The organism is Arthrobacter humicola, assembly GCF_039531445.1.
Classification (GTDB): Bacteria; Actinomycetota; Actinomycetes; order Actinomycetales; family Micrococcaceae; genus Arthrobacter; species Arthrobacter humicola.
In genome coordinates this window covers 267,644-288,688 of the sequence record NZ_BAAAQB010000012.1, presented here as the reverse complement: position 1 = coordinate 288,688, position 21,045 = coordinate 267,644, and the positions used below count along the sequence as shown (strand labels likewise).

Annotated in this window: 21 protein-coding genes and 1 tRNA gene; 9 read left to right on the top strand and 13 right to left on the bottom strand. The window is 67.5% G+C overall.

The window, feature by feature from the left end; all coding sequences use genetic code 11:
- Window positions 1-114: 114 nt before the first annotated feature.
- Window positions 115-861, bottom strand: a complete 747-nt coding sequence (locus ABD243_RS05745) for a phosphoglyceromutase (protein WP_344363071.1) — start codon at window positions 859-861, stop codon at window positions 115-117.
- A 144-nt stretch (window positions 862-1,005) separates the two neighbouring features.
- Between ABD243_RS05745 and ABD243_RS05740 the strand changes: the two genes are divergently transcribed.
- A complete protein-coding gene (locus tag ABD243_RS05740; RefSeq protein ID WP_344363070.1) occupies window positions 1,006-1,854 on the top strand; it encodes a class I SAM-dependent methyltransferase in 849 nt (282 codons plus the stop codon).
- Between the two features lie 232 nt (window positions 1,855-2,086).
- On the opposite strand, the gene ABD243_RS05735 is transcribed toward ABD243_RS05740, so the two are convergent.
- Together ABD243_RS05735 and ABD243_RS05730 are read right to left on the bottom strand one after the other, a co-directional pair.
- Entirely contained in the window at window positions 2,087-2,440 is a 354-nt protein-coding gene (locus tag ABD243_RS05735) for a DUF2516 family protein (RefSeq protein ID WP_091255337.1), read from the bottom strand.
- A 9-nt stretch (window positions 2,441-2,449) separates the two neighbouring features.
- Window positions 2,450-3,646, bottom strand: a complete 1,197-nt coding sequence (locus ABD243_RS05730; protein ID WP_344363069.1) for a trans-sulfuration enzyme family protein — start codon at window positions 3,644-3,646, stop codon at window positions 2,450-2,452.
- A gap of 123 nt (window positions 3,647-3,769) precedes the next feature.
- On the opposite strand from ABD243_RS05730, the gene tmk reads away from it, so the two are divergent.
- The 5 genes from tmk (at window position 3,770) to ABD243_RS05705 (ending at window position 8,826) form a co-directional block, all read left to right on the top strand.
- Window positions 3,770-4,426, top strand: a complete 657-nt coding sequence (tmk, locus tag ABD243_RS05725) for a dTMP kinase (protein WP_344363132.1) — start codon at window positions 3,770-3,772, stop codon at window positions 4,424-4,426.
- Window positions 4,423-5,565: a DNA polymerase III subunit delta' gene (locus tag ABD243_RS05720; RefSeq protein WP_344363067.1), complete on the top strand. Its 1,143-nt coding sequence runs from the start codon at window positions 4,423-4,425 to the stop codon at window positions 5,563-5,565. Before tmk ends, ABD243_RS05720 begins: the two co-directional genes overlap by 4 nt.
- A 59-nt stretch (window positions 5,566-5,624) precedes the next feature.
- Window positions 5,625-7,211 (top strand): alpha/beta hydrolase, encoded by a 1,587-nt coding sequence (locus ABD243_RS05715; RefSeq protein WP_344363064.1) that lies wholly within the window; start codon window positions 5,625-5,627, stop codon window positions 7,209-7,211.
- 130 nt (window positions 7,212-7,341) lie between these two features.
- Window positions 7,342-7,414: transfer RNA gene (locus tag ABD243_RS05710), tRNA-Thr, on the top strand.
- Window positions 7,415-8,079: 665 nt separating this feature from the next.
- Window positions 8,080-8,826, top strand: a complete 747-nt coding sequence (locus tag ABD243_RS05705) for a biosynthetic peptidoglycan transglycosylase (protein WP_116768629.1) — start codon at window positions 8,080-8,082, stop codon at window positions 8,824-8,826.
- Between the two features lie 259 nt (window positions 8,827-9,085).
- Here ABD243_RS05705 and ABD243_RS05700 read toward each other — a convergent pair whose 3' ends face one another.
- From ABD243_RS05700 to ABD243_RS05685, 4 genes are all read right to left on the bottom strand, one after another.
- Window positions 9,086-9,484: a hypothetical protein gene (locus tag ABD243_RS05700; RefSeq protein ID WP_344363062.1), complete on the bottom strand. Its 399-nt coding sequence runs from the start codon at window positions 9,482-9,484 to the stop codon at window positions 9,086-9,088.
- Window positions 9,485-9,504: 20 nt separating this feature from the next.
- On the bottom strand, window positions 9,505-10,251 hold the full coding sequence (locus tag ABD243_RS05695) for a hypothetical protein (protein ID WP_344363059.1): 747 nt from the start codon (window positions 10,249-10,251) through the stop codon (window positions 9,505-9,507).
- A gap of 306 nt (window positions 10,252-10,557) precedes the next feature.
- A complete protein-coding gene (locus ABD243_RS05690; RefSeq protein WP_344363056.1) occupies window positions 10,558-12,168 on the bottom strand; it encodes a cellulase family glycosylhydrolase in 1,611 nt (536 codons plus the stop codon).
- A gap of 156 nt (window positions 12,169-12,324) precedes the next feature.
- A complete protein-coding gene (locus tag ABD243_RS05685; protein ID WP_344363055.1) occupies window positions 12,325-12,582 on the bottom strand; it encodes a DUF4190 domain-containing protein in 258 nt (85 codons plus the stop codon).
- 295 nt (window positions 12,583-12,877) lie between these two features.
- Between ABD243_RS05685 and ABD243_RS05680 the strand changes: the two genes are divergently transcribed.
- Window positions 12,878-14,179: an MFS transporter gene (locus ABD243_RS05680; protein ID WP_344363053.1), complete on the top strand. Its 1,302-nt coding sequence runs from the start codon at window positions 12,878-12,880 to the stop codon at window positions 14,177-14,179.
- On the opposite strand, the gene ABD243_RS05675 is transcribed toward ABD243_RS05680, so the two are convergent.
- Window positions 14,176-14,649 (bottom strand): DUF2231 domain-containing protein, encoded by a 474-nt coding sequence (locus ABD243_RS05675; RefSeq protein ID WP_344363050.1) that lies wholly within the window; start codon window positions 14,647-14,649, stop codon window positions 14,176-14,178. The two genes, ABD243_RS05680 and ABD243_RS05675, sit on opposite strands and share 4 nt — an antisense overlap.
- A 92-nt stretch (window positions 14,650-14,741) precedes the next feature.
- On the opposite strand from ABD243_RS05675, the gene ABD243_RS05670 reads away from it, so the two are divergent.
- Window positions 14,742-15,713, top strand: coding sequence for a hypothetical protein (locus ABD243_RS05670; protein WP_344363047.1), 972 nt, complete (start codon window positions 14,742-14,744; stop codon window positions 15,711-15,713).
- 36 nt (window positions 15,714-15,749) lie between these two features.
- On the top strand, window positions 15,750-15,983 hold the full coding sequence (locus tag ABD243_RS05665) for a hypothetical protein (RefSeq protein ID WP_344363045.1): 234 nt from the start codon (window positions 15,750-15,752) through the stop codon (window positions 15,981-15,983).
- Window positions 15,984-16,152: 169 nt separating this feature from the next.
- On the opposite strand, the gene ABD243_RS05660 is transcribed toward ABD243_RS05665, so the two are convergent.
- From ABD243_RS05660 to ABD243_RS05640, 5 genes are all read right to left on the bottom strand, one after another.
- Entirely contained in the window at window positions 16,153-16,998 is an 846-nt protein-coding gene (locus ABD243_RS05660; RefSeq protein ID WP_116768599.1) for an aldo/keto reductase, read from the bottom strand.
- Between the two features lie 62 nt (window positions 16,999-17,060).
- Window positions 17,061-17,537 (bottom strand): hypothetical protein, encoded by a 477-nt coding sequence (locus ABD243_RS05655; RefSeq protein WP_344363042.1) that lies wholly within the window; start codon window positions 17,535-17,537, stop codon window positions 17,061-17,063.
- Window positions 17,538-17,544: 7 nt separating this feature from the next.
- The gene (locus ABD243_RS05650) at window positions 17,545-18,228 is read right to left on the bottom strand and encodes a bacterial proteasome activator family protein (RefSeq protein ID WP_344363039.1); all 684 of its coding nucleotides are present in this window, start codon (window positions 18,226-18,228) and stop codon (window positions 17,545-17,547) included.
- 193 nt (window positions 18,229-18,421) lie between these two features.
- Window positions 18,422-18,613, bottom strand: a complete 192-nt coding sequence (locus ABD243_RS05645; protein ID WP_344363036.1) for a YbdD/YjiX family protein — start codon at window positions 18,611-18,613, stop codon at window positions 18,422-18,424.
- A 13-nt stretch (window positions 18,614-18,626) separates the two neighbouring features.
- Window positions 18,627-20,969 carry a carbon starvation CstA family protein gene (locus ABD243_RS05640; RefSeq protein ID WP_344363034.1) on the bottom strand — a complete coding sequence of 781 codons (2,343 nt, stop codon included), beginning with the start codon at window positions 20,967-20,969 and terminating at the stop codon, window positions 18,627-18,629.
- Between the last annotated feature and the right edge of the window lie 76 nt (window positions 20,970-21,045).

The window sequence follows — 21,045 nt, the reverse complement described above, 5'->3', positions numbered from 1 at the left end:
CGTCCGGTCACCTTGGGGGTGACCGGACGCCGTCGTTTGTTCTTTAAGCTCTTGCGCGTCGCTCCGTGCTGCGCTTTGTGCGTAGGTTTGCGCTCGGCGCAGGGCGGGAACTACTTACTTCTTGCCCTGGTTGGCGACGGCCTTGATGGACTCGGCGGCGGCCTCGGGGTCAAGGTAGGTGCCGCCCGGGTTCAGCGGCTTGAAGTTTTCATCCAGTTCGTAGACCAGCGGTATGCCGGTGGGGATGTTCAGGCCGGCGATGTCTTCGTCGCTGATGCCGTCAAGGTGCTTCACCAGGGCCCGGAGCGAGTTGCCGTGGGCCGTGACCAGGACGGTCTTGCCAGCCTTGAGGTCGGCCTTGATGTCCGATTCCCAGTACGGCAGCAGCCGGATCAGGACGTCCTTGAGGCACTCTGTGCGCGGGACGGCGTCGCCGAGGTCCTTATAGCGCGGGTCCCCGACCTGGGAGAACTCGGAGTCGTCAGCCAAGGGCGGCGGCGGGGTGTCGTAGGAACGGCGCCAGGTCATGAACTGCTCCTCGCCGTACTCGGCGAGAGTCTGGGCCTTGTCCTTGCCCTGCAGGGCGCCGTAGTGGCGCTCGTTCAGGCGCCAGTCGCGCTTGACGTCGATCCAGCCGCGGTCGGCCTTCTCAAGGGCCAGGTTCGCCGTGTTGATGGCCCGCTTCAGCCTTGAGGTGTAGAGGATGTCGGGGAGGATGTTGTTCTCCACGAGGAGCTCACCGCCGCGCACCGCCTCGGCGCGGCCCTGGTCGTTCAGGTCAACGTCCACCCAGCCGGTGAACAGGTTCTTGGCGTTCCATTCGCTGTGGCCGTGGCGCAGCAGAATCAGCTTGTAGGTCATGGTTTTTATCCTAGCCGAGCCCCCGCAGGGGGCGCAGAGCGTTACACCGCGTGCGTTTCACCGCGACGCGGGGTCAGATACGGCCCATCGCGGGGCCTGTATCTGACCCCACGATGGTGGAAGCCCGAACGATAGGCTGGGGCTGTGGTGCAAAAGGCTGAACGGGTGCTGGCCCCCCGGAACCAGAGCGGGGCGAAAAGCGGTGTCCGCGGCGGCAGGCCGGTGGGCAACGTGACCCGGGGAACCACGAACCCCAACCGGATGCGCCGCGTGGACCGCTGGCTGACCGGCCCGCAGGCCTGGCGGCTGCGCGCCGCGGCCGATCCCCTCGCCATCGACCTCGGCTACGGCGCCTCGCCGGCAACCGCCGTCGAACTCTTTGACCGACTCTCCACGATCCGCGCGGACGTGCGGGTGGTGGGAATCGAAATCGAACCGGAAAGGGTCCGGCAGGCCCAGGCACTGGAACGACCCGGCCTGAGTTTCCAGCTAGGCGGCTTTGAGCTGCCTGTGGCCGGAGATCCTGTGCTGGTGCGGGCCTTCAACGTGCTTCGGCAGTACGAGGAAGCCGACGTGCCGGGCATCTGGCGGCTCGTGCAGGACCGCCTCGCCCCGGGCGGGCTGTTCGTCGACGGCACGTGCGATGAAATCGGGCGGCGCGCCGCCTGGGTGGCGCTCGACGCCATGCGGCCGCTGAGCCTGAGCGTGTCCATGCGGTTTGGCGCCTTCGCGCTGCCCTCCGACGTCGCCGAACGGCTGCCGAAGGCCCTGATCCACCGCAACGTGCCCGGCGAAAAGATCCACGCCTACCTTCAGGCGATGGATCAGGCCTGGCTGGAGGCGGCACCGTTGGCGTCCTTCGGCAACCGCCAGCGCTGGTCGGCGATGTGCCGCGCGCTGCTCGACGCCGGCTGGCCCGTCCAAGACGGCCCGTCGCGGTGGCGGCTGGGCGAAGTCACGGTGGGCTGGGACGCTGTGGCGCCGGGGAATTAGCCTGGGCCCACGGCGGCAGGGTTCCCTCAGCGAGCTTGCGAGCCTAGGGGGCCGGCGGGTGGGCCCACGGCGGCAGGGTTCCCTCAGCGAGCTTGCGAGCCTAGGGGGCCGGCGGGTGGGCCCACGGCGGCAGGGTTCCCTCAGCGAGCTTGCGAGCTTAGGGGGCCGGCGGGTGGGCCCACGGCGGCAGGGTTCCCTCAGCGAGCTTGCGAGCTTAGGGGGCCGACGGGGACTACCAGGGGCCGTAGGGGCCCATGTTGCGGCCGCGGCCGGCGTCCTTGACCGCGGGGCGAACGTCGGCGAGATAGACGGACGCCGCTGTCACGGCGGCAAGCCCGAAAATGCCGAGCGAGCTGGCTCCGCCGCCGCTTCCCAGCTGCGCGAGCAGGGAGAAGAGGCCCACGGCGAAGGCGCCGCCGGTCAAGGCTAGCCAGAAGGTCTTGGTCCGTTTCGATACGGCCTCGAACGCGTTGGCCTTGTGCCGGAGGCAGTCGAAAAACGCCCATGCCTCCAAGGCAAAGGCCACGATCGCCAGGACCAGGTAGATCCCGGATTCGACATAGAAAATGAGTAAGCGTCCGTCCACTCCCCCAGCCTAGCCGTCCAGCGTCCCCAACGCCTGCTCCAAATCGGCCCAAAGGTCTTCCACGTTTTCAATTCCCACGCTCATCCGGACCAGATTGTCCGGCACGCTCTCCGGCTCGGCCGTGTGCCGGCGCCGGCGTTCGATCAGGGACTCCACCCCGCCCAGGGACGTGGCCGGAAGCCAAAGGTGGAGGGCGCGGATCATGCGGTCCGCCGCCGCCGCGCCGCTAAGGCTGCCCCCGTGACCACGTCCCGGTGCCACCTCGATACACAGGATGGACCCGAATCCCTTCATCTGGGCCTTGGCACGCTCGTGGCCGGGGTCCGAAGACAGACCGGGGAAACGGATGGCGGCAACCCGCGGATGACCGGCCAGCCGCTCGGCCAGGATCTGCGCGGAGGCCTGCGATCGCTCGATCCGCAGTGCCAGGGTCCGGAGCCCGCGCAGGGCCAGCCATGCCTCAAACGGTCCGGCGATCCCGCCGTGGATGGTGCGGTGGTGCAGCAACGCGGCGCGGAGACCGGCGTCGGAGGTCACGAGGGCGCCGAGCACGACGTCGGAGTGCCCGGAGAGGTACTTTGTCACCGAATGCAGCACGACGTCGGAGCCCAGGCTGAGGGGCTGCTGCACGAGCGGCGTGGAAAAGGTGTTGTCCGTGACCACGATCGCACCGGCCTCGTGTGCCGCGGCGGTCAGGGCCCGCATGTCGGCGATGCCGAGCATGGGGTTGGTGGGGCTCTCCAGCCACAGCATGCTGGCGGCACGGCCGCCGGCCGGGGCGAGCGCGGCCAGGACGGCGTCGGTGTCGGCGATGTCCACCGTCCTCAATTCGAGGAAGCCTTTGGCCGCCAGTTCGGTGGCCATGGTGACCGAGCCCGCATAGCTATGCGACGGCATCACGAGCACGCCTTGGGCGGGCACCAGAGACAGGGCCGAGCTGACGGCGGCGAGTCCCGAGGCGTAGAGCAGGCCCGGCAGGTCTGCGCCTTCCAACTGGCCCAGCGCCTCTTCGAAGGGATCCCACGTGGGGTTGGAATAGCGGCCGTAGCCGCGGTCGCCGTCGCCCAGCGGTCCGGTGCCGAAGTACGTGGAGGACAGCACCAGCGGCGGGTTGACCGGTTCGTCGCGGGTGCGCGGCGGGCGCCCTGCTGCCACGACCAAGGATTCCGGCGAAAGCGTTGCGGCCAGTTCTTCAGAAAGACTCATGGAGACAGGGTACGTGTGAGCCGCTCAGGGCACCCAAGCCGTTACGCCGCAGACTCTGGTGTCGGTGATTGTCGGTAGTCTAGAACCGTGACTACCCAGAGCCCCGGAGCGTCCCCTCAACAGTTGCCCGGTCTGTTGCCCGGACTGTTCATTGCCTTCGAAGGCGGAGACGGCGCCGGCAAGTCCACCCAGGCGGCTGAACTCGCCAAAGCCCTGGAATCGAGCGGCTTCACGGTGCTGCGGACCCGGGAGCCGGGCGGCACGCCGATCGGCGAGAAGTTGCGTTCCCTTGTGCTGGATCACGGGCACGGCCACATCGATGCCCATACCGAGGCCCTGATTTTCGCGGCGTCACGGGCGGCCCATGCGAGCCAGGTTATCCGGCCGGCCCTGGAACGCGGCGAGATCGTCCTCACGGACCGGTACATTGACTCCTCGGTCGCCTACCAGGGCGCCGGGCGCGGCCTCGGGACGGAGGCGGTGCGGGACATCAACGCTTGGGCGACGTCAGGCCTGCAGCCGGACCTCACGGTACTGCTCGATGTCGACCCCGCCGTCGGCCGGCAGCGACGCACCGCCGGCGATGCCGCCGAAGACCGCCTCGAGTCCGAAGCCGACGAATTCCACGCCAAGATCCGGGCAGCTTTCCTGGACCTGGCCGCCGCCCGGCCCGAGGCGTATCTGGTGCTTCCGGCCCGTCTGCCCGTCACCGAACTCGCCGCACGAATCTTTGAGCGCGTCGAATCCCTGCTGGCCGTCGCCCAAAGCAGCACGGCATGACCGTCTGGGACGACCTCCAGGGCCAGGACGCCGTCGTGGCCCAGCTGCGCCAGGCGGCCCAGGGCGAAGGCCTCACGCATGCGTGGCTATTCACCGGTCCGCCCGGTTCCGGCCGCTCCAACGCCGCCAAGGCCTTCGCCGCGGCCCTGAACTGCGACCAGGAGGACGTCAGCCAGCGCGGGTGCGGCGAGTGCCCGGCATGCCTGACCATTCTCGGCGAAACCCATTCCGACGTCGCGTTCGTGCGCACCGAAAAGGTCACCATCACCATTGATGAGGCGCGCGAGCTCGTGTCCACGGCAGGGAACCGGCCGTCGTCGGCCCGGTGGCGGATCATTGTGGTGGAGGACGCGGACCGGATGGCCGAGCGCACCACCAACGTCCTGCTCAAGGCCATTGAGGAACCCACACCCCGCACCGTCTGGATGCTCTGTGCCCCCTCCCCCGCCGATGTCCTCGTGACCATCCGCTCCCGCTGCCGTCCGGTGGCGCTGCGGCTTCCGCCGGCCGCCGACGTCGCGGCCCTGCTGGTCAAGCGCGACGGCGTGGACCCGGCGGTTGCCGAGCGCGCTGCCCGGGCGGCGCAGAGCCACGTGGGGATCGCCCGCCGCCTGGCCCGGGACCCGGAGGCCCGTGAGCGCCGCCTGGAGACCGTTCGTTTTCCGCTGTCCCTGCGTGGTGTCACGGCGGCGGTCATGATGGCGGAGAAGCTGGTCAAGATCGCCACCGAGGAAGCCACCAGTTCCAATGACGAGCGCGACGCCGCCGAGAAAGCGGCGCTGCTGGCCACCCTCGGGGCACCCGAAACCGGCACGCTGCCGCCGGCCATGCGGGGCCAGGTCAAGCAGCTCGAGGATGACCAGAAACGCCGCGCCAAGCGCTCGATCACCGATTCCCTTGACCGCACGCTGACGGACCTGCTGTCCTTTTACCGGGATGTCCTGATCATCCAGATGGGGAACGCCGTGGAACTGGTCAATCTTGAACTCCGGAGCGAACTCGAAGACTTCGCTTCCCGTTCCACCGCCGAAGTGACCCTTGCCCGCATGGACGCCATCAACAAGGCCCGCAAACGGATCACCACCACCAACGTGGCTCCGCTGCTGGCGATTGAGTCCATGGCCTCCAGCCTGATTTGATGGCCGCGGCCACTCCACCGACACCATCGCTTTCGTTCCTATCCTCCAAGGAGATCCGCATGAAGCCTGCTCGACCCAAGTCCGCAAGATCCCGATCCCTGGCGATCGGCATGCGGGCCGTCGGCGCCGCGGCCTTGGCCGTGACACTGGCCTCGTGCAGCCTTTTCGGTGGTGGCAGCGGCGGCGGCTCGGGTGCCGCAACGTCGGGGGCCGCATCGGGACAGGCGGACCCGTCGATCGCTGCGGCGGCGCCCGCGGAACTGCGCAGCTTCTACTCCCAGCGGATCGACTGGAAGCCGTGCGAGAGCAGCTTCCAGTGCGCCAAAATCAAGGTCCCGCTGGACTACAGCAAGCCTGACGGTGACCACATCGAACTCGCCGCCATCAAGCTCCCCACGAAGGGCAACAAGAAGGGCACCCTCTTGGTCAACCCCGGCGGCCCGGGCGGATCGGGCTATGACTTCGTCAGGGACGCGGCCAACACCAACATTTCGGAGAAGGTCCGGTCCGCCTATGACATCGTGGGCTTCGACCCCCGCGGCGTGAAGCGCTCCGCCCCGGTCACGTGCCTCACGGACGCGGAACGTGACGCGTCCCGTGCCAAGACCTATGCCTTGGACACCGATGCCGGACTGCAAGCGGCCCTGGCCGACAACAAGGCCATCGCAGCCAAATGCGCAGAAAATACCGGGCCGGTCCTGGGCCAGATCGACACCGTCAGCGCGGCCAAGGACCTCGACATCCTCCGCGGTGTGGTCAACGACGCCAAGCTGAACTACCTCGGCTACTCCTACGGGACGCTCCTGGGCGCCACCTACGCGTCGCTGTTCCCGGACAACGTCGGCCGGCTGGTCCTCGACGGCGCGTTGGATCCGTCTCTGAGCTACGAGGAACTGACTGCCGGCCAGACCGTGGCCTTCGACAAGGCCCTGCACACCTACGTTGCCAACTGCCAGCAGACCAGCGGATGCCCGATGACGGGAAGCGCCGAGGACGGCGTCCAGCAGATCCGCAACGCGATCAACGCCGCGGAGGCCAACCCGCTGCCGTCGAAGGACGGCCGGAAGGTCTCCGGGTCGACGTTTGTCAGCGGCCTCATCATCCCGCTCTACAACAATGACAACTGGCCGATCCTCACCCGGGCGCTCGGCCAGGCCCTGGCCGGCGACGGCACGGGCATGATGCAGCTGGCCGACTTCGGCGCCGACCGGGACCCCAGCGGCACCTACACGTCGAACAGCTCCTTCGCCTTCAACGCCATCAACTGCCTGGACTACCCCATGGTGACCGACACCGCGTCCATGCGGGCCGAGGACCAGAAGCTGCGCCAGCTCTCCCCCACCCTGGGTTACTACTTCGCCTACGGCGGAACTAACTGCATGGACTGGCCATACAAAAACGTCCGGACCCCGGCCCCAGTGGAGTACAAGGGTTCGGCCCCCATTGTCGTTGTGGGAACGACTGGCGATCCGGCCACCCCCGTCGAATGGGCCAGCTCCCTGCGCAAGCAGCTCGGGAATGCCTCGCTGCTGACGTGGAAGGGCGAGGGCCACACGGCTTATGGCCGCTCCAACAGCTGCATCGGCAACGCCGTCGATGACTACCTCGTGGACGGCAAGACTCCGGCGGACAACACCGTCTGCTAGGTAGCGTCTGCTCGGCACGGTTTGCTGGGCCGGCGGGCGGCCGCGGACGCTCATTTTGACCCGGACGCCGGGACTCTATTACAGTTATCTCTTGCATGATCCGCCCGGTTCGCCGGGCTTTCATGTGGTTGCTTCCTTAGCTCAGTTGGTAGAGCGTCTCACTCGTAATGAGAAGGTCGCCAGTTCGATTCTGGCAGGAAGCTCGGGAAGAACCCCGTATTTCCGCTGATTCAGCGGGGATACGGGGTTTTTTGCTGGTGGCCGTGGGATGCCCTTATGACCGCACCGAGCGCGCCGAGTGCGGCCGGACCCTCACCAGCCCCGCCGGCGCTCCTCCGGTCACGGACTTAATTTGAACTCCAGGTGTGCAGCGGCGCCCACCGCGTAGCCGGCTGAGAACAATTCCCAGGACTGCCCGGTAGAATTTCGTCCCATCCTTCATCTCTTTGAGATTTATCCGGGAGCGAGCAGCGAAGGCAAACTGATGGACAACCCGACATCACCTACCCCGCCGCGGCGGCCACCGCCGGACCACCCTCCGCGATCTGGCCGTCCGGGCACAGCACCTGCGAAGGTCGTCAGTTACCCGGTGCCGGGCCCAACCTCGCAGGACGGTCAGCCTGGCCTGTGGACTACTGAGGGACCGGAGGAAGCGCCGGCGAAAGTTGTCAGCTACCCGGTGCCCGGGGCCCCGGCGTCTCAGGAGCCTGCGTCGCCGACTGTAAGCCCGCCTGCGGTGGAGCCGGATCAAGCTAAGCAGCCTGGCCCTCCGGTCGGTCATCCCGGCAAGCGTCCTAAGCGGAGGTGGCGCCGCAAACTCCTGCTGGCTCTGATCGCCCCGCTGGTTCTGGTCCAGATCATTGCGTTTATGTTCAGCATGGGCGTGACCCTGCCGCGCACTGCTTACATGCTGGAGGCCGGCGAGCCCAACGTCTACCAGTTTGTCTCGATCAACCACATCAGCCGGCACCTGCTCGCCGCGACAATCGCCCATGAAGACGAACAGCTCGGCACCCGCTCTGGCGCTTTCGACCTAGGAGACTTCCAGGCCAGGGCGCAGGCGTACTTCCAGGGAAAGCCCGACCCGAGCGGCTCCACCATCCCCCAGCAGCTGGTCAAGAACATTTTCCTCTGGGACGACCAAAGCGCCGCCCGCAAAGGCATCGAGGCCGTCCTGGCAACCCAGTTCAGTTACACGCTGAGCCCCCAACGGGCTTTGGAGCTCTACCTGAACTATGCCCAGTTCGGCCCTCACCTGTACGGCGTCTGCGCCGCCAGCTGGTACTACTTCGGAACACCGCCGTGGAACATGTCCGACTACCAGTCTGCTCAACTGATGGGCGTCCTGCCCTTGCCGGATCTGGTCAGGAGAGACCCCAACGGTGGAATCTACCTCGGCGATGGCGTCCACCCCGCCGTCTGGAACCTGGTGAACGGGGCGGCCAACGTCTGGGTGCCGCGGCAGATCACCGGTCTGGGCGGGTGGCAGGCGGCCGTCGCAACGGTCGGTATCACCGACACCGCCGACAGTCATGCTGACCGGCGCGCCGACGACGACGCGTGCTCGACCATGCCTCAAAGCGTAAAGGACCGTATCCAGAGCGAAGCCGGCTAGCGTCTCAGCGCCGGGCTTCCTCCGCAACCGGGCCTTAGGGAATTTCTCAGTCGGATACAGCCCCGATCCGTACTTTCAGGGTTACGCGGGAGCCCGTCCGCGTCGGCGGTGAAAGAGCCCTGGGCGCTGTCAGTCTTGAGCTCGCCGGGCATCGTGCGAGTCTCGGCGGATGCCAATCATTCAGGTTCACAACGCGTTCCCGTCGTCCGTCGCGAAGAAGCGCGAGTTGCTGGCCGCACTGACAGCGGTGGCACAGGAATCAGTTGGCGGGATCGGCCTCGGCGTCCCAGGCCGGCAAAATTTGAGGGTCGGGGAACAGCAGGTCCGCCAGCATCGCGCTCAGCGCTGCGGGGACCAGGAAGAGCCCCGCCAAATGGGCGTAGAGCCCGTCAGGATTTTCCGCGGACAACCCTCCGACGACCACTGCGGGCAGCGCCGTCAAAATCGACACCCAGAGCGGCCTTCGCCTCAGCCTCGCCCACACGGCCGCCGCCGCGAACGCCGTAGATCCGAGGAATACCAGGCCGTGCCCTTCCGCGTCCGTGGGTGACCTGACGATGAGGCTGAACGACTCGGCCAGCCCGCACGCCGTCACCGCAACAGCGAACAGGACAAGCAACGACCATGCTCCGTCGGCCCAGCGGACATGATCTCTCATGGACTGACGGTACCCTCTGCCTAGGCGTAGTGCAGGCTCAGCAGCATCGCCTTCAGCTGCGCGTAGCGCTCTGTGCCCATCCAGGCTTTCGCTTCGGCCGGGGAAGCAAAAGCCGGTGTGGACGGCGCATCGGACAAAACGACCCAGGCGCTCAGGACGCCGTTGGGCAGCCGGATCTGGCTGGAACCGGAGGAGTCGGTGGTTGCCAGGAATTCCCTCGCGTTCCGGACGTCCATGAAGTAATAAGGGCCTCCGGTGGCCCCCGGGTACTCGTCATAGGCGAAGCCGAACTCTGTGGCTTCCCCCGCCATGTTGGTAACGCCGGGCGCCGGTGCGTGATCCAGGATGGTCCGACTTGCCGGCCCGGCGGCGCCGTCGCCGTACATGCCGCTATACATGCGGGCCAATCCTGTACCGGACGCATCCGAGATGATCGCTTCGAATGAGTTCTTCTGGGCTTCCGCGTTGAGCGCCGGACCAGGCTTGACCTTGACCGTCCAGCCGGCCGGGTGAATAAACGAAATGTGGCCGTCCGGGAACGTGAACGTCTGCAATGCTGCAGCCCGGGGTGTCTCCGGGGCGGGGGCCGGAGACGTGGTCTCGCTTGCGGCCCGGGCAGAGTCGGCAGCGGTAATCGTTGCAGCGGGTGCAGCCGGGGTTGTGGAGATCGGTTGCGTGCTCGCCTGCGGGTCGGCGCAGGCCGCGGTCGTGAGGAGTATGCCCGTCAGGGTCGCGGTGCCCAGCAGGCGCGTGGTGCGTTTCTTCAAGTTATCCCCCAAAGAAGTGCGGCAACGGAGGCTGGCAGAAGAGAAAACTCGGGCCCGCCGCTGGCCTTAACCATGCGCCGGTTTCGGCACATCTGTCGATACGTCCGGCAGCCCAACCACCAAGGGAGGGCGGCGCTCAGCGTGCGATGAACGCGCCGCTGTCCCGGGACGCGGTCGTGTAGCCAAGAAGCGACCCGGTGACCCGGACGGCGATCTTCGCGTTCCGGTCGACCGCCCTGACCTTGTAGGTGGCCGAGCAAGCATTCGAGATAATGACGCCGACGGCGACGAGCCGGGCTGGTCCGGCTATTTCAGGGTCAGCACCGGGTTGACGGGAGCCATCAGCGAGTCCACCTGCAGGCCCACGGACAGTTTCTGGCCGGCGGCGATCTTGGTGGCCCAGTCCGATCCGCTGCAGGTCACCGACACCCTGGGAATGACCGTGCAGGTGATGCCCCAGGAGTTGGCCACCCGGGTGACATTGGCATCGGGCCAGCTCACGCTCCAGCCGGCGGCCGCACGGAGCCCGGTGACCTCGATGTTGGCCACGTAGCCGCCGGTCCACGAACTGGTCAGTTTCCAGACCGCGCTGATGGACCCGCCCGACGTCGGCACGGGAGACGCTGACGCCGTCGCCGACGGCGACGGCGATGCAGTGATGGTTGGTGTCGCAGTGGTTGTGGGCGTTGGTGTTGCGGTGACGGTCGCCGTCGGGGACGCCGTGACAATCGGCAACGGGGACGCCGTCGGCGATACTGTCGGGGACGGGGTGTTCTTCAGGATGGGCGCCAGCGCGGCCAGTTTGGCGGCCTCAGGGGTGCGCCAGTCTGCCTGGACGAGGCCACCGGTGATGCCGCTGTTCGAATTAAACGCCCAGTACGCAAAGCTCATGGAGTTGGTGCCGAGGTAGGAGACAATCTTCGCCATCCACTGCTGGTCCGATGTGGTCTGCAGCGCGGTCCCGAACTCGCCGAGCAGGATTGGGGCGATGCCCTGCTTCTGGATATAGCCCCAGTTGGCATCCCAGACGGCCGGCAGATTGTTGGGGTAGGTGGGATCACTGAACCACTTCTGCGCAAAGAGCGACGCCGGGTAGTCGTGCGGGGAGTACACCACGCGGTTGGGCGTGGCCAGGGTGACCGGCTTGTTCTTCACATCGGCCAGGCCGCCGCCCCACCACGTGGAGGTTCCGTTGCCCTGGTTCTCGATGCCTTCGATGATGATCAGCAGGTTGGGGTTGGCGGCCAGGACGGCGTTCCCGCCGCGGGTGGCCGCGGCCTGCCAGTCGGTGGCGGCGGCCCCGCCCCAGGTCGCAGCTCCGGCGGGCTCGTTGTGAAGGTCGGCGCCGATGACAGTGGGATCGGTCTTGTAACGCGCGGCGAGCATCTTCCAGTCCGCGATCCACCTCGACTCCGGGTAGGCGGATGTGTACCAGAGCGGGGACTGGTCCGCGGAAGACGGCCGGTGCCGGTCCAGGATGACCTGCAGGCCGTTGGCCTTGGCGCGGGCGATCACCGTGTCCATCAGGATCAGGGGCGTCTTGCCCTCAAGCCCATAGGCGCGGTTGGCCCAGTAATTCAGGTTCCCCTTGATGGACGTCGCGGCCAGGCACTCGTTGGAGAACGGCAGTCGGACGGTGTTGAAGCCCATTGACTTGATGTTGGCCAGGGCGTCGTCAATGGTCAGGGTCCCCCATAGCCCGTGCGGCATGCAGTCAGGAGTTTCCATGCCAAACCAGGATGCTGCCTTGATCGTATACGGGGCGTTGTTCGAGTCCAGGATCGTGCCGCCGGAGGTGTGCAGCCAGCCGGTCGGCGCCGGGGTTGTTGCGGCGATGGCCGGGGGCGGCGCGGCCACGGCGACGCCGGCGAAAGCCAGCCCGGCAGCCACCGCAATTCCAAGAAGGGCGGCAGGCACGGAAGGTCGATGGCCAGCGTGGCGGGACGGGTTGGAAAGCAGCTTCACAGTTCCTCCTGAGAGTGGCGTGCGGGTGCGGCCCTGGTGACCCGGGGCGGCAGGCGGGACGCAAACGGCCCCTTCCGGCCGGTGCCGGAGGGGGCCGTCTGCCGAGTCTTAGCGGTTTGCGGCCGCAGTGCCCATGACTACAACGAGGAAGATCACCGTAAAGGCGATCGACGCGTAGCCGATGACCAGTGCGGCGATGGCCAGGCCACGGCCGCTTTCACCGGTGGTCTTAATCTGGTTCAGGGCGATGTGACCCAGGATGATCCCGAGCAGGCTGATAAAGAAGGATGAAACGAGTGCCGCGATGGCCAGACCGTTGGTCTTCGCGGATGCGGGCGCGTAGCCCTGGTATTGGGGTGAGCTCATGGTTGTGAAGCCTTTCAATCCGTCGGTGTGGGTCCCCCCGGCCCGCACAATGCGGATCGGCTCTCAAAAAGTACCAAGCAGATGCCGAAAACGGTCCACCTCGCCCAATATTTCCTCCCGCGCCACGGCAGGGGCACAGCGCCCTGACCTGCGTATTGTCTTTTTCCGGGTCGTCGGCGAGCCTTAGGGAATGGAACGGCCCGGCCGCAGGCTGCCAGCCCGGCAGCAGGAAAGTCCGCCGGCACGGACCGGCGGACGGCGAGGCCTGCGGGGGCGCCCGCAATGGGGCACAGTGGTGGCGTTCGGCCTCGTCAGCCTCGCCACGGACATGGTGTCCGACGGCGCCCGGCCGCTGGGAGGTCCCCTGCTCGCCCAACTCGGCGCATCAGCGCTGTTTGTGGGTCTCGTGACGGGCGCCGCAGAAGCCGCGGCGCAGGGGCTGCGGCTGGTGTTCGGTCCCTGGGCGGATCGCACTGGGAAATACTGGACTTTCACGATGGCCGGGTACGTGCTCACGGCGGTGTGCGTCCCGCTGCTGGCGTTGGCGCCCTTGGCCGGATCCGCCGGACTGGCACTGGCGGCCGCGCTCCTGATCGGGGACCGGGTTGGCAAAGCCGTCCGTAGCCCGGCAAAGACCGTCCTGCTGGCTGCCGCTGCCGGGCCGGTTGGGCGGGGCCGTGGCTTCGCCGTCCACAAATCCCTCGATCTGGCCGGCGCGCTCCTCGGCCCGCTGCTCGTCTCCGCGGTGCTGGTGGCCACCGGCTCGCTGTCGGCGGCGTTTGCGGTGCTCGTCTTACCGGCGGCGGCAGCGCTGGCGATCCTCGTGTGGTTGCGTCGCAGGGTGCCGGACCCGGGCGACGTCCCGGCAGGACCCGTTGCCGCCGTCACCGAGTTCCCCGCAGACGCCGCGGCACCGGGCTCGGCTCCCGGGTCCGTCCCAGCTTCGGCACCGGGTTCTTCGCCGGCTTCGTCGTCGGGTTCCGTGCTTCTCCCTGCGAACGGCGGCCGGCCGCCGTCGGTGTTTTCCGGCGCCTTTGTCCTGTTTGCCGCCGCCGCCTTCTTCTGGAGCGCCGGCCTGGTGGCTTTCGGCGTCATCTCCTACCATCTGACGGCCGACGTGGCGGTTCCTGTCTCAGTCGTTCCACTGCTGTACGCGGCCGCCATGGGGGCGGCCGCCGTCGGGGCCCTCGCCAGTGGCGTCCTTTACGACCGTGCCGGGGCGGCCGTGCTGCTCGGCCTTCCCGTGCTGATCGCGGGGGTGCCTGTCCTGGCCCTGGCGCCGAGTGCCGGCGTCGTTCTGGCCGGTGTCCTGGTCTGGGGCGCCGCCACGGGCGTCCAGGACTCCACGGTCAAGGCGTTGGTGGCCGATCTCGTGCCGCAGCCCCGGCAGGGCACCGCCTACGGGGTGTTCGCGGCATTCGAAGGGGCCGGGGCGTTGGCGGGCGGGGTACTGTACGGATCGCTTTACGGCGCGCGGCCGGTGCTCATTGCTGCGGTGGCGGCACTCCAGGCGGCGGCCCTCGTCCTGCTCCTTATCACCCTGCGCAGAAGCCGGCGCCCGTCAGCGGGTCACGGGCGTGCCGAAGCGCGGACTTAGCGGCTCCAGACGGACGCCGCGCCGGAATGCCCTGTGATGACACTTTGGTAGATGAAGAAAGCGCCCGCGACGGCGCCGGCAATGAGGAGGACCACTCGGACGATCCGGTTGTCCCGCAGTCCGCCGAGGAACGCCAGACGCCGGCCGAAGGGCTCATAGGTGACCACCAGCATGGCCGCGACGATGACGAAGAAAATCACCGAAAAAACCTTGAGCACATCGCCCTGCTGGGCATGCTCGCGGACCAGGGCCGATGCCGGACGGGCCTTCTGCAACTGCTCGCCGGCCTGAGCCGTCACCACGGTTATGGGAACCAGAATCAGCGACAACACGCCCAGCGGCCAGGCCAGGTAGCTCCGCCAGCGCGGTGCCACGGCGTAGACAATGGCGCCCAGACCCGCAAGCGGTCCGAACACCACCACGGCGTGGACGAGCAGGACGTGGGCCGGTAGCCCGCCAATTTCGATCAAGTGAATACTCCTCAGTATCGGGCGCCGCCGGGTCTCATGACAAGGCCGCGAGCCGGTGCTCGCGGCCGGGCCGGGACTTCTATGATTCTTGCATGGGAACCCCGGGACTTGCGGGCATTGCCGGGCCGCTGTACGCGTTGCCGTACGGCGAGTTTGTTGCGGCAAGAACGGCTGCCGCCCGCCGCCTCAGTTCCGAGAACATCGCTGCCGCGGGGCAGAGGGCCCTGGCAGCCGACGTGCGGGCCTTGCCCAAACCCTCCCTGGCCGCGTGGGCGGTGAACATGATGGCGGCGCACAGCCCCGAAATGCTGCGGGAGCTGGCCGAGCTGGGGACGTCGATGCAGGCCGCGCAGTCCGCCCTGGACGCTGCGGGCCTGCGCCTCCTCTCACAGGAACGGCGGCAGCTGCTCTCCGGCGCCGTGAAGGCGGCACGCGAACTGGCAATTCGGCAGGGCCGGCCGATCAGCGACGCCGTGGCCGCGGAAGTGGAGAAGACACTGCGGGCCGCCACCACGGACGCCGGGGCCGCAGCAGCCGTTCAGAGCGGCTGCCTGCTCCGGGCACTCTCGGCGGACGGGGTCGACGTCGTCGATCTCGCCGGCGCGGTGGCCGTCCCCGGCAGCCTTCCGGCCCGGGAAGCCGACACCCGGGCCGTGCACGGAGGAGCCGACGGCGGGTTACCCGGCGGAGAACCGACAGCGGTGCAGCCCCGTCTCCGGGTTGCCGGGAAAGCGCAGGTGACCCCGGCGCCGTCGGCGGTGGAACGGGCCCGGGCCCGGCTGCAGGAGGCCAAAGAGTCCGCCGCAGCGGCCGACGACGAGGCACGCGGCGCGGCGGCGGAACTGGAGGAGGCTGCAGCCGATACCAGGCGGTTGGCCGATGAGGCGCACGAGCTCCGGCGGCGCCTTGATCTGGCCGAAGCCGAGCTCAAAGCGGCACGGAAGCGTCACGAGCTGGCCGCGGCCATGGCTCAGCAGACGGCGAGGGCCGCGGACCGGGAACGCCGCAAGGAAGGCCTGGCCCGGGAACGCATGCTGCGGCTCGGCAACACGCCGGAGGCGTGAACTCTTAGTGTCGGAGGTCGGTTGCACACTGGAGTCATGGAGAACAACCAGGATTTCCAGCAGCATTTCCAGCAGCACTGCGACAACGCACAGGACGGCGCGCAGTACTTCGAAGTCACGTACTGGAACACAGACTCCGGCCGGATCCGCACCGAGAGCTTCGATGACGCGGCCGCCGCGGACCGCTTCGCCAGCCGGTGCGTTTCGGGCGAAGACGGCTGGGCGGTCGTGGATGCTATCCCGGGAAAGGTACGCCGGGCCGCCGCCTGAGTCCGGTGCGGCACAGCGCACGCCGGGTCGGCACCGTCCCGTCCTGCGGGAACGGCCGGGCAGCAGAAAGGGCCTCCACCCCGTGCGGGGTGAAGGCCCTCTGCGAACGCCGGCCGGGTCAACCGGCCCGATGCTGTGAAGCGCCGGGCCGGTGCCTTAGGGCTGTTGCTTAAGCGAAGTCTGAGACTGCCGGGTCCGGGCCGATCCTGCCAGCGCCTTCGGCGGAACGGTCCAGTCCGTTGATGGCTTGGACGTCCGTCTCGTCAAGGGTGACATCGAGGGCCGCGTAGTTCTCGCGGATCCGGGATTCGGTCACGGACTTCGGGATGACGACGTTGCCGATCGCCAGGTGCCAGGCGATGACTACCTGGGCCGGGGTGGCACCGTGCTTGGCGGCAATCTGGGCAATGACGGGGCTTTCGAGGAGCTCGCCGCCCTGGCCCAGCGGCGACCATGCCTGGGTGAGGATGCCCTTGGAGGCGTTGAATTCGCGCAGGTCGGCCTGGTTGAAGAACGGGTGCAGCTCGACCTGGTTGATGGCCGGCACCACGCCGGTCTCGTCGATCAGGCGCTGCAGGCCCTCCTTGGTGAAGTTGGAGACGCCGATCGTCTTGACCCGGCCCTGCTTCTGGAGCTCGATGAGAGCCTTCCAGGTGTCAACGTACTTGTCCTGCTGGGGCTGCATCCAGTGGATGAGGTACAGGTCCAGGGTCTCGAGGCCCAGCCGCTCCATGGACTCCTCGAATGCCTTCAGGGTGGATTCGTAGCCCTGGTCCGCGTTCCACAGCTTGGTGGTGATGAAGATTTCCTCGGGCTTGAGGCCGGAACGCTCGATAGCGCGGCCAACCCCTGCTTCGTTGCCATAGATCTTGGCGGTGTCGATGTGGCGGAAGCCGGCCTCGAACGCCTGGACAACCACCTTTTCGGCCACGTCATCTTCAACCTGCCACACCCCGTAGCCAAGCTGGGGAATGGTGTTGCCGTCATTGAAAGTCAGTTCCGGTGAAAAAGTCATATAACTATCCTGCCAACATCGGTGCAGTCCGGCTAGCGCCAGGGCGAAGCTAAGCTAGGCGCTTAACCGGGAATACCCGGCGTCGGGCCGCGGCCGGTTGCCTCGGCAAGCCGCCGTTCGGCGTCGTGGACGTGTTCCAGTACGGCGTCGGCGCGCCGCCGCACGGACGCAGCGCCCGCCGGGACAGGCCCAACGGCCAGGCGGAGCATCGCCGCCGCTTCCGCCGTCATGGCCAGTGAATTGCCCGCCGTGGAGAGGGCGCGGTGGACACCTGCCAGAGGCCCGGGAATGTCCAGTCCGTTACTGGGATATCGCCGCTGGGCCTCCACGCAGATCTCCCGGACCCGCGGCGCGAGTGCGGAGAGCTCATTGGCGACCTCGACGAGCTCGCCGTACAGTGCCTCGTCCTCGACCCCTTCGAGGACCTGGTGGTAGCGGTCTAGTCCGCGGTTGAAGCGGTCATGGGCGCGCCGCCAGAGACCCTTCCCAAGTTCGGCGTCGTCCCTGCGCCCTTGCCGCGCCGCGCTGAAGAAGCCCAAGGTCGCGCTAAAGGTACTGGCCGGGACCGTGGTCCGGGTCGGCGGGCTCGGGAGGCTGGGAGGGGTCAGCGCCGCGGCGGGGCGCGGCGGCGCGAACCGGTTCGCCATTCTCCCCGATGATGACGCCGGGTGCGATCACCGTTCCCGGCGGCAGCTGACGCAGCTGCATCTGCGCGTAGGCGTGCTCTCGGGCGGCGTGCTGAGCCGCGATGGCCGTCTGGATGCCGTGGAAGAGCCCCTCAAGCCAGCCGACCAGCTGGGCCTGGGCAATCCTGAGTTCGGCGTCGGACGGGGTGGCGTTCTCCGGAAAGGGTAGGTTGATCCGTTCGAGCTCCTCAACGAGCTCCGGGGCCAAGCCGTCCTCGAGTTCCTTGATGGAGCGCTCATGAATTTCGGCCAGCCGGACCCTGGCCGCGTCATCCAGGGGTGCCGACTTCACTTCGTCCAGCAGCTGCTTGATCATGGTGCCGATCCGCATGACCTTCGCGGGTTCGTCCACCAGGTCCTGAAGTTCGCTCCCCCGGGGCGGTCTGGGTACGGGGCCTGGAGCGCCGGCGTGGCCGTCCGGGACTGAAGCCGGCAATGCCACCGGCGCTCCGGGCAGGGGCAGGACGTCGTCCACGGGTGTGCCTTCGACGGGCACGTCGTCGGCAGTTTGATCTCCGGGCTGAGTGTCGTGCTGATCGCTCATGGCTTCATACTCTCACGCGTCCGGAGGCGCGGGTCCGGCGTCCGCCGGAAGCGGAAGGGCGCCGTCGGACACGATTGTGCCCGACGGCGCCCTTCCCCCGGATCCTTGACGGCGTCCCGCATTCGGCCGGTCAGCGGCATATGCCGCCCGCCACCACCGGGTACATCACGACTGCGTGTTCAGCAGCGGCGGCTCAGCAACACCGCCCTTGAGGGGTGGCGTCCTGGCGGTCGGTCCGGTCGCGCCAGAACTCCCGCTCCGTCAGGGCCGGACCGGCATGACCGGAGGCCTCGTGGTGTTCCAAGTACTTCTTGTAGGCATCCGCGCCCAGCACCCCGCTGAGATACCCGGCAATCCCCCGAATCCCGGCGATTACCACGTTCATGGCCGACTCCGCATCAGTGGTGTCCGGACTTTTCCAGCCGCTGCCCGGCCGGAAGGCTGTTCCACTCGGCCACGAGTTCGCGCTCCGCCGGGGTGGGGATGAACCCTGCCGGGGCGAAGACGCGGGAGGCCTGGGCGGGGTCTTCGTGCTCGGCGTTGGGCAGCCCCGCGGCCGTGTTCCGCAGGGCCTTGATAGTTGCAATCACGGCCGTGATGATGACGACGATGCTCAGCACCACGAAGATGATCGACAGCCAGCCCTGGATCATGGTGTTGCGCACCACGGCCTCCATCGCCGCCTGGGTCTTGGCAGTGCCGAAGGAGGTCTTACCGTCCGCAAGCGCCTTGGCGAAGGCTGCGTTGTTGGCGAAGTAGCCCACTGCCGGAACGGGCGAGAAGATCTTGTAGAAGCTCGCCGTGATGGTCACGACGGCGGCGAACGCCAGCGGCACCGCCACGATCCACAGATACTTCAGGGCGGTGCGCTTGGCGGCGATGGCCAGGCAGACCGAGAGGGCGATGGCCGCCAGCAGCTGGTTCGCGATCCCGAACAACGGGAACAGGGTGTTGATTCCGCCGAGCGGGTCGGTGACGCCCATCAGCAGCACCGCACCCCAGGCAACCACCATGATGGCGGTGCAGAGCCACGCCCCCGGACGCCAGGAGTGCTCCTTGAACTTCGGAACGAAGTTGCCGATCGAATCCTGCAGCATGAAGCGCGCAACCCGGGTACCGGCGTCGACGGCCGTGAGGATGAACAGTGCCTCGAACATGATGGCGAAGTGGTACCAGAACGCCATCATCGCGGTGCCGCCGATGAACTGCTGCATGATGTGAGCCAGGCCGACGGCGAGCGTAGGCGCGCCGCCGGAGCGGGACACGATGCTCTGCTCCCCCACGTCCTTGGCCGTCTGCGCAAGGTCGCCGGCGGTGATGTTGACCCCGGACAGGCCCAGGCTGTTGACCCACGCGGCTGCGGTTTCGACAGTGCCGCCGGTCAGCGCCACGGGTGCGTTCATGGCGAAGTAGATGCCGCGGTCAATGGAGATGGCGGCCACGAGGGCCATGATGGCCACGAAGGATTCCATGAGCATGCCGCCGTAGCCGATCAGGCGGGTCTGGCGTTCCTTTTCGATCAGTTTCGGCGTGGTGCCGGACGCGATCAGCGCGTGGAAGCCGGACAGGGCGCCGCAGGCGATCGTGACGAACAGGAACGGGAACAGGGAACCGGAAAAGACCGGGCCGTTGTCGCGGCTGGCGAACTCGCTGAACGCCGGGACGGTGATCTCGGGACGGACCACGATGATCGCCAGGGCCAGCATCACGATCACGCCGATCTTCATGAAGGTGGAGAGGTAGTCGCGGGGGGCCAGGAGGAGCCAGACGGGAAGAATTGCGGCGATGAAGCCGTAGATGATGAGGCCCCAGGCGATGGTGACCTTGTCCAGGTGGAAGAACGCGGCACCCCAGTCGGTGCCTGCCACCGCGCCGCCGCCGATGATGGCGGCCATGAGGAGCACGAAGCCGATGATGGAGACCTCCATGACCTTCCCCGGCCGGATGTAGCGCAGGTACACGCCCATGAAGAGGGCGATCGGAATGGTCATGCCCACCGAGAAGACGCCCCACGGGCTTTCGCCCAGGGCGTTGACGACCACCAGGGCGAGGATGGCCACGATGATCACCATGATCAGCAGCGTCGCGACCAGGGCGGCGGTGCCGCCGATCACGCCAAGCTCTTCGCGGGCCATCTGGCCCAGGGAGCGGCCGCCGCGGCGCATGGAGAAGAACAGGACGAGGTAGTCCTGGACGGCACCGGCCAAAACGACGCCGAGGATGATCCAGATGGTGCCTGGCAGGTAGCCCATCTGGGCTGCGATGACCGGGCCCACCAGCGGGCCGGCGCCGGCGATGGCGGCGAAGTGGTGGCCGAAGAGGACGTTGCGGTCTGTGCGGACGTAGTCCTTGCCGTCGGCCTTGTATTCGGCCGGGGTGGCACGGCGGTCGTTGGGCTTGAGCAGGTAGCGCTCAATGACCTTGGAGTAGAAGCGGTAGCCGATCAGGTACGTGCACACTGACGCGAACACAAACCAGATGGCGTTGACGGTCTCGCCGCGGATGATGGCGAGCATGAACCAGGCGACGCCGCCCAGCAGGGCGATGGCCGCCCACAGCGCGATCTTGGCGGGGGTCCATGTGCGATCCGCGGCGTCGCGGACCGACTCATCCACCGACGTCCGCGGAAGGGACGGGTCCGGAACGATCCCGTCGTCGAGCTGTACTGTTCCGTGCGTGCTGACTTCTTGCGTGGTTCTGTGTGTGCTGTCGCCTTGTGTGCCGTCTGGCATTGTGCCCATGTCTCCTCCTCGAGAATCCCAGCTGGGCAGCCCACCGGTGCAGAACTGCCCCCCGCACCCTACCAACGCGGCCGCG

What these genes read in the sequence shown, in the direction of transcription:
- ABD243_RS05705 (WP_116768629.1), top strand. Translation starts at nt 8,080, where the DNA reads ATGTTCAGCATGGGCGTGACCCTGCCGCGCACTGCTTACATGCTGGAG.
- ABD243_RS05640 (WP_344363034.1), bottom strand. Translation starts at nt 20,969, where the DNA reads ATGGGCACAATGCCAGACGGCACACAAGGCGACAGCACACACAGAACC.
- ABD243_RS05730 (WP_344363069.1), bottom strand. Translation starts at nt 3,646, where the DNA reads ATGAGTCTTTCTGAAGAACTGGCCGCAACGCTTTCGCCGGAATCCTTG.
- ABD243_RS05715 (WP_344363064.1), top strand. Translation starts at nt 5,625, where the DNA reads ATGAAGCCTGCTCGACCCAAGTCCGCAAGATCCCGATCCCTGGCGATC.
- ABD243_RS05670 (WP_344363047.1), top strand. Translation starts at nt 14,742, where the DNA reads ATGGGAACCCCGGGACTTGCGGGCATTGCCGGGCCGCTGTACGCGTTG.
- ABD243_RS05665 (WP_344363045.1), top strand. Translation starts at nt 15,750, where the DNA reads ATGGAGAACAACCAGGATTTCCAGCAGCATTTCCAGCAGCACTGCGAC.
- ABD243_RS05685 (WP_344363055.1), bottom strand. Translation starts at nt 12,582, where the DNA reads ATGAGCTCACCCCAATACCAGGGCTACGCGCCCGCATCCGCGAAGACC.
- ABD243_RS05650 (WP_344363039.1), bottom strand. Translation starts at nt 18,228, where the DNA reads ATGAGCGATCAGCACGACACTCAGCCCGGAGATCAAACTGCCGACGAC.
- ABD243_RS05700 (WP_344363062.1), bottom strand. Translation starts at nt 9,484, where the DNA reads ATGAGAGATCATGTCCGCTGGGCCGACGGAGCATGGTCGTTGCTTGTC.
- ABD243_RS05660 (WP_116768599.1), bottom strand. Translation starts at nt 16,998, where the DNA reads ATGACTTTTTCACCGGAACTGACTTTCAATGACGGCAACACCATTCCC.
- ABD243_RS05645 (WP_344363036.1), bottom strand. Translation starts at nt 18,613, where the DNA reads ATGAACGTGGTAATCGCCGGGATTCGGGGGATTGCCGGGTATCTCAGC.
- ABD243_RS05720 (WP_344363067.1), top strand. Translation starts at nt 4,423, where the DNA reads ATGACCGTCTGGGACGACCTCCAGGGCCAGGACGCCGTCGTGGCCCAG.
- ABD243_RS05745 (WP_344363071.1), bottom strand. Translation starts at nt 861, where the DNA reads ATGACCTACAAGCTGATTCTGCTGCGCCACGGCCACAGCGAATGGAAC.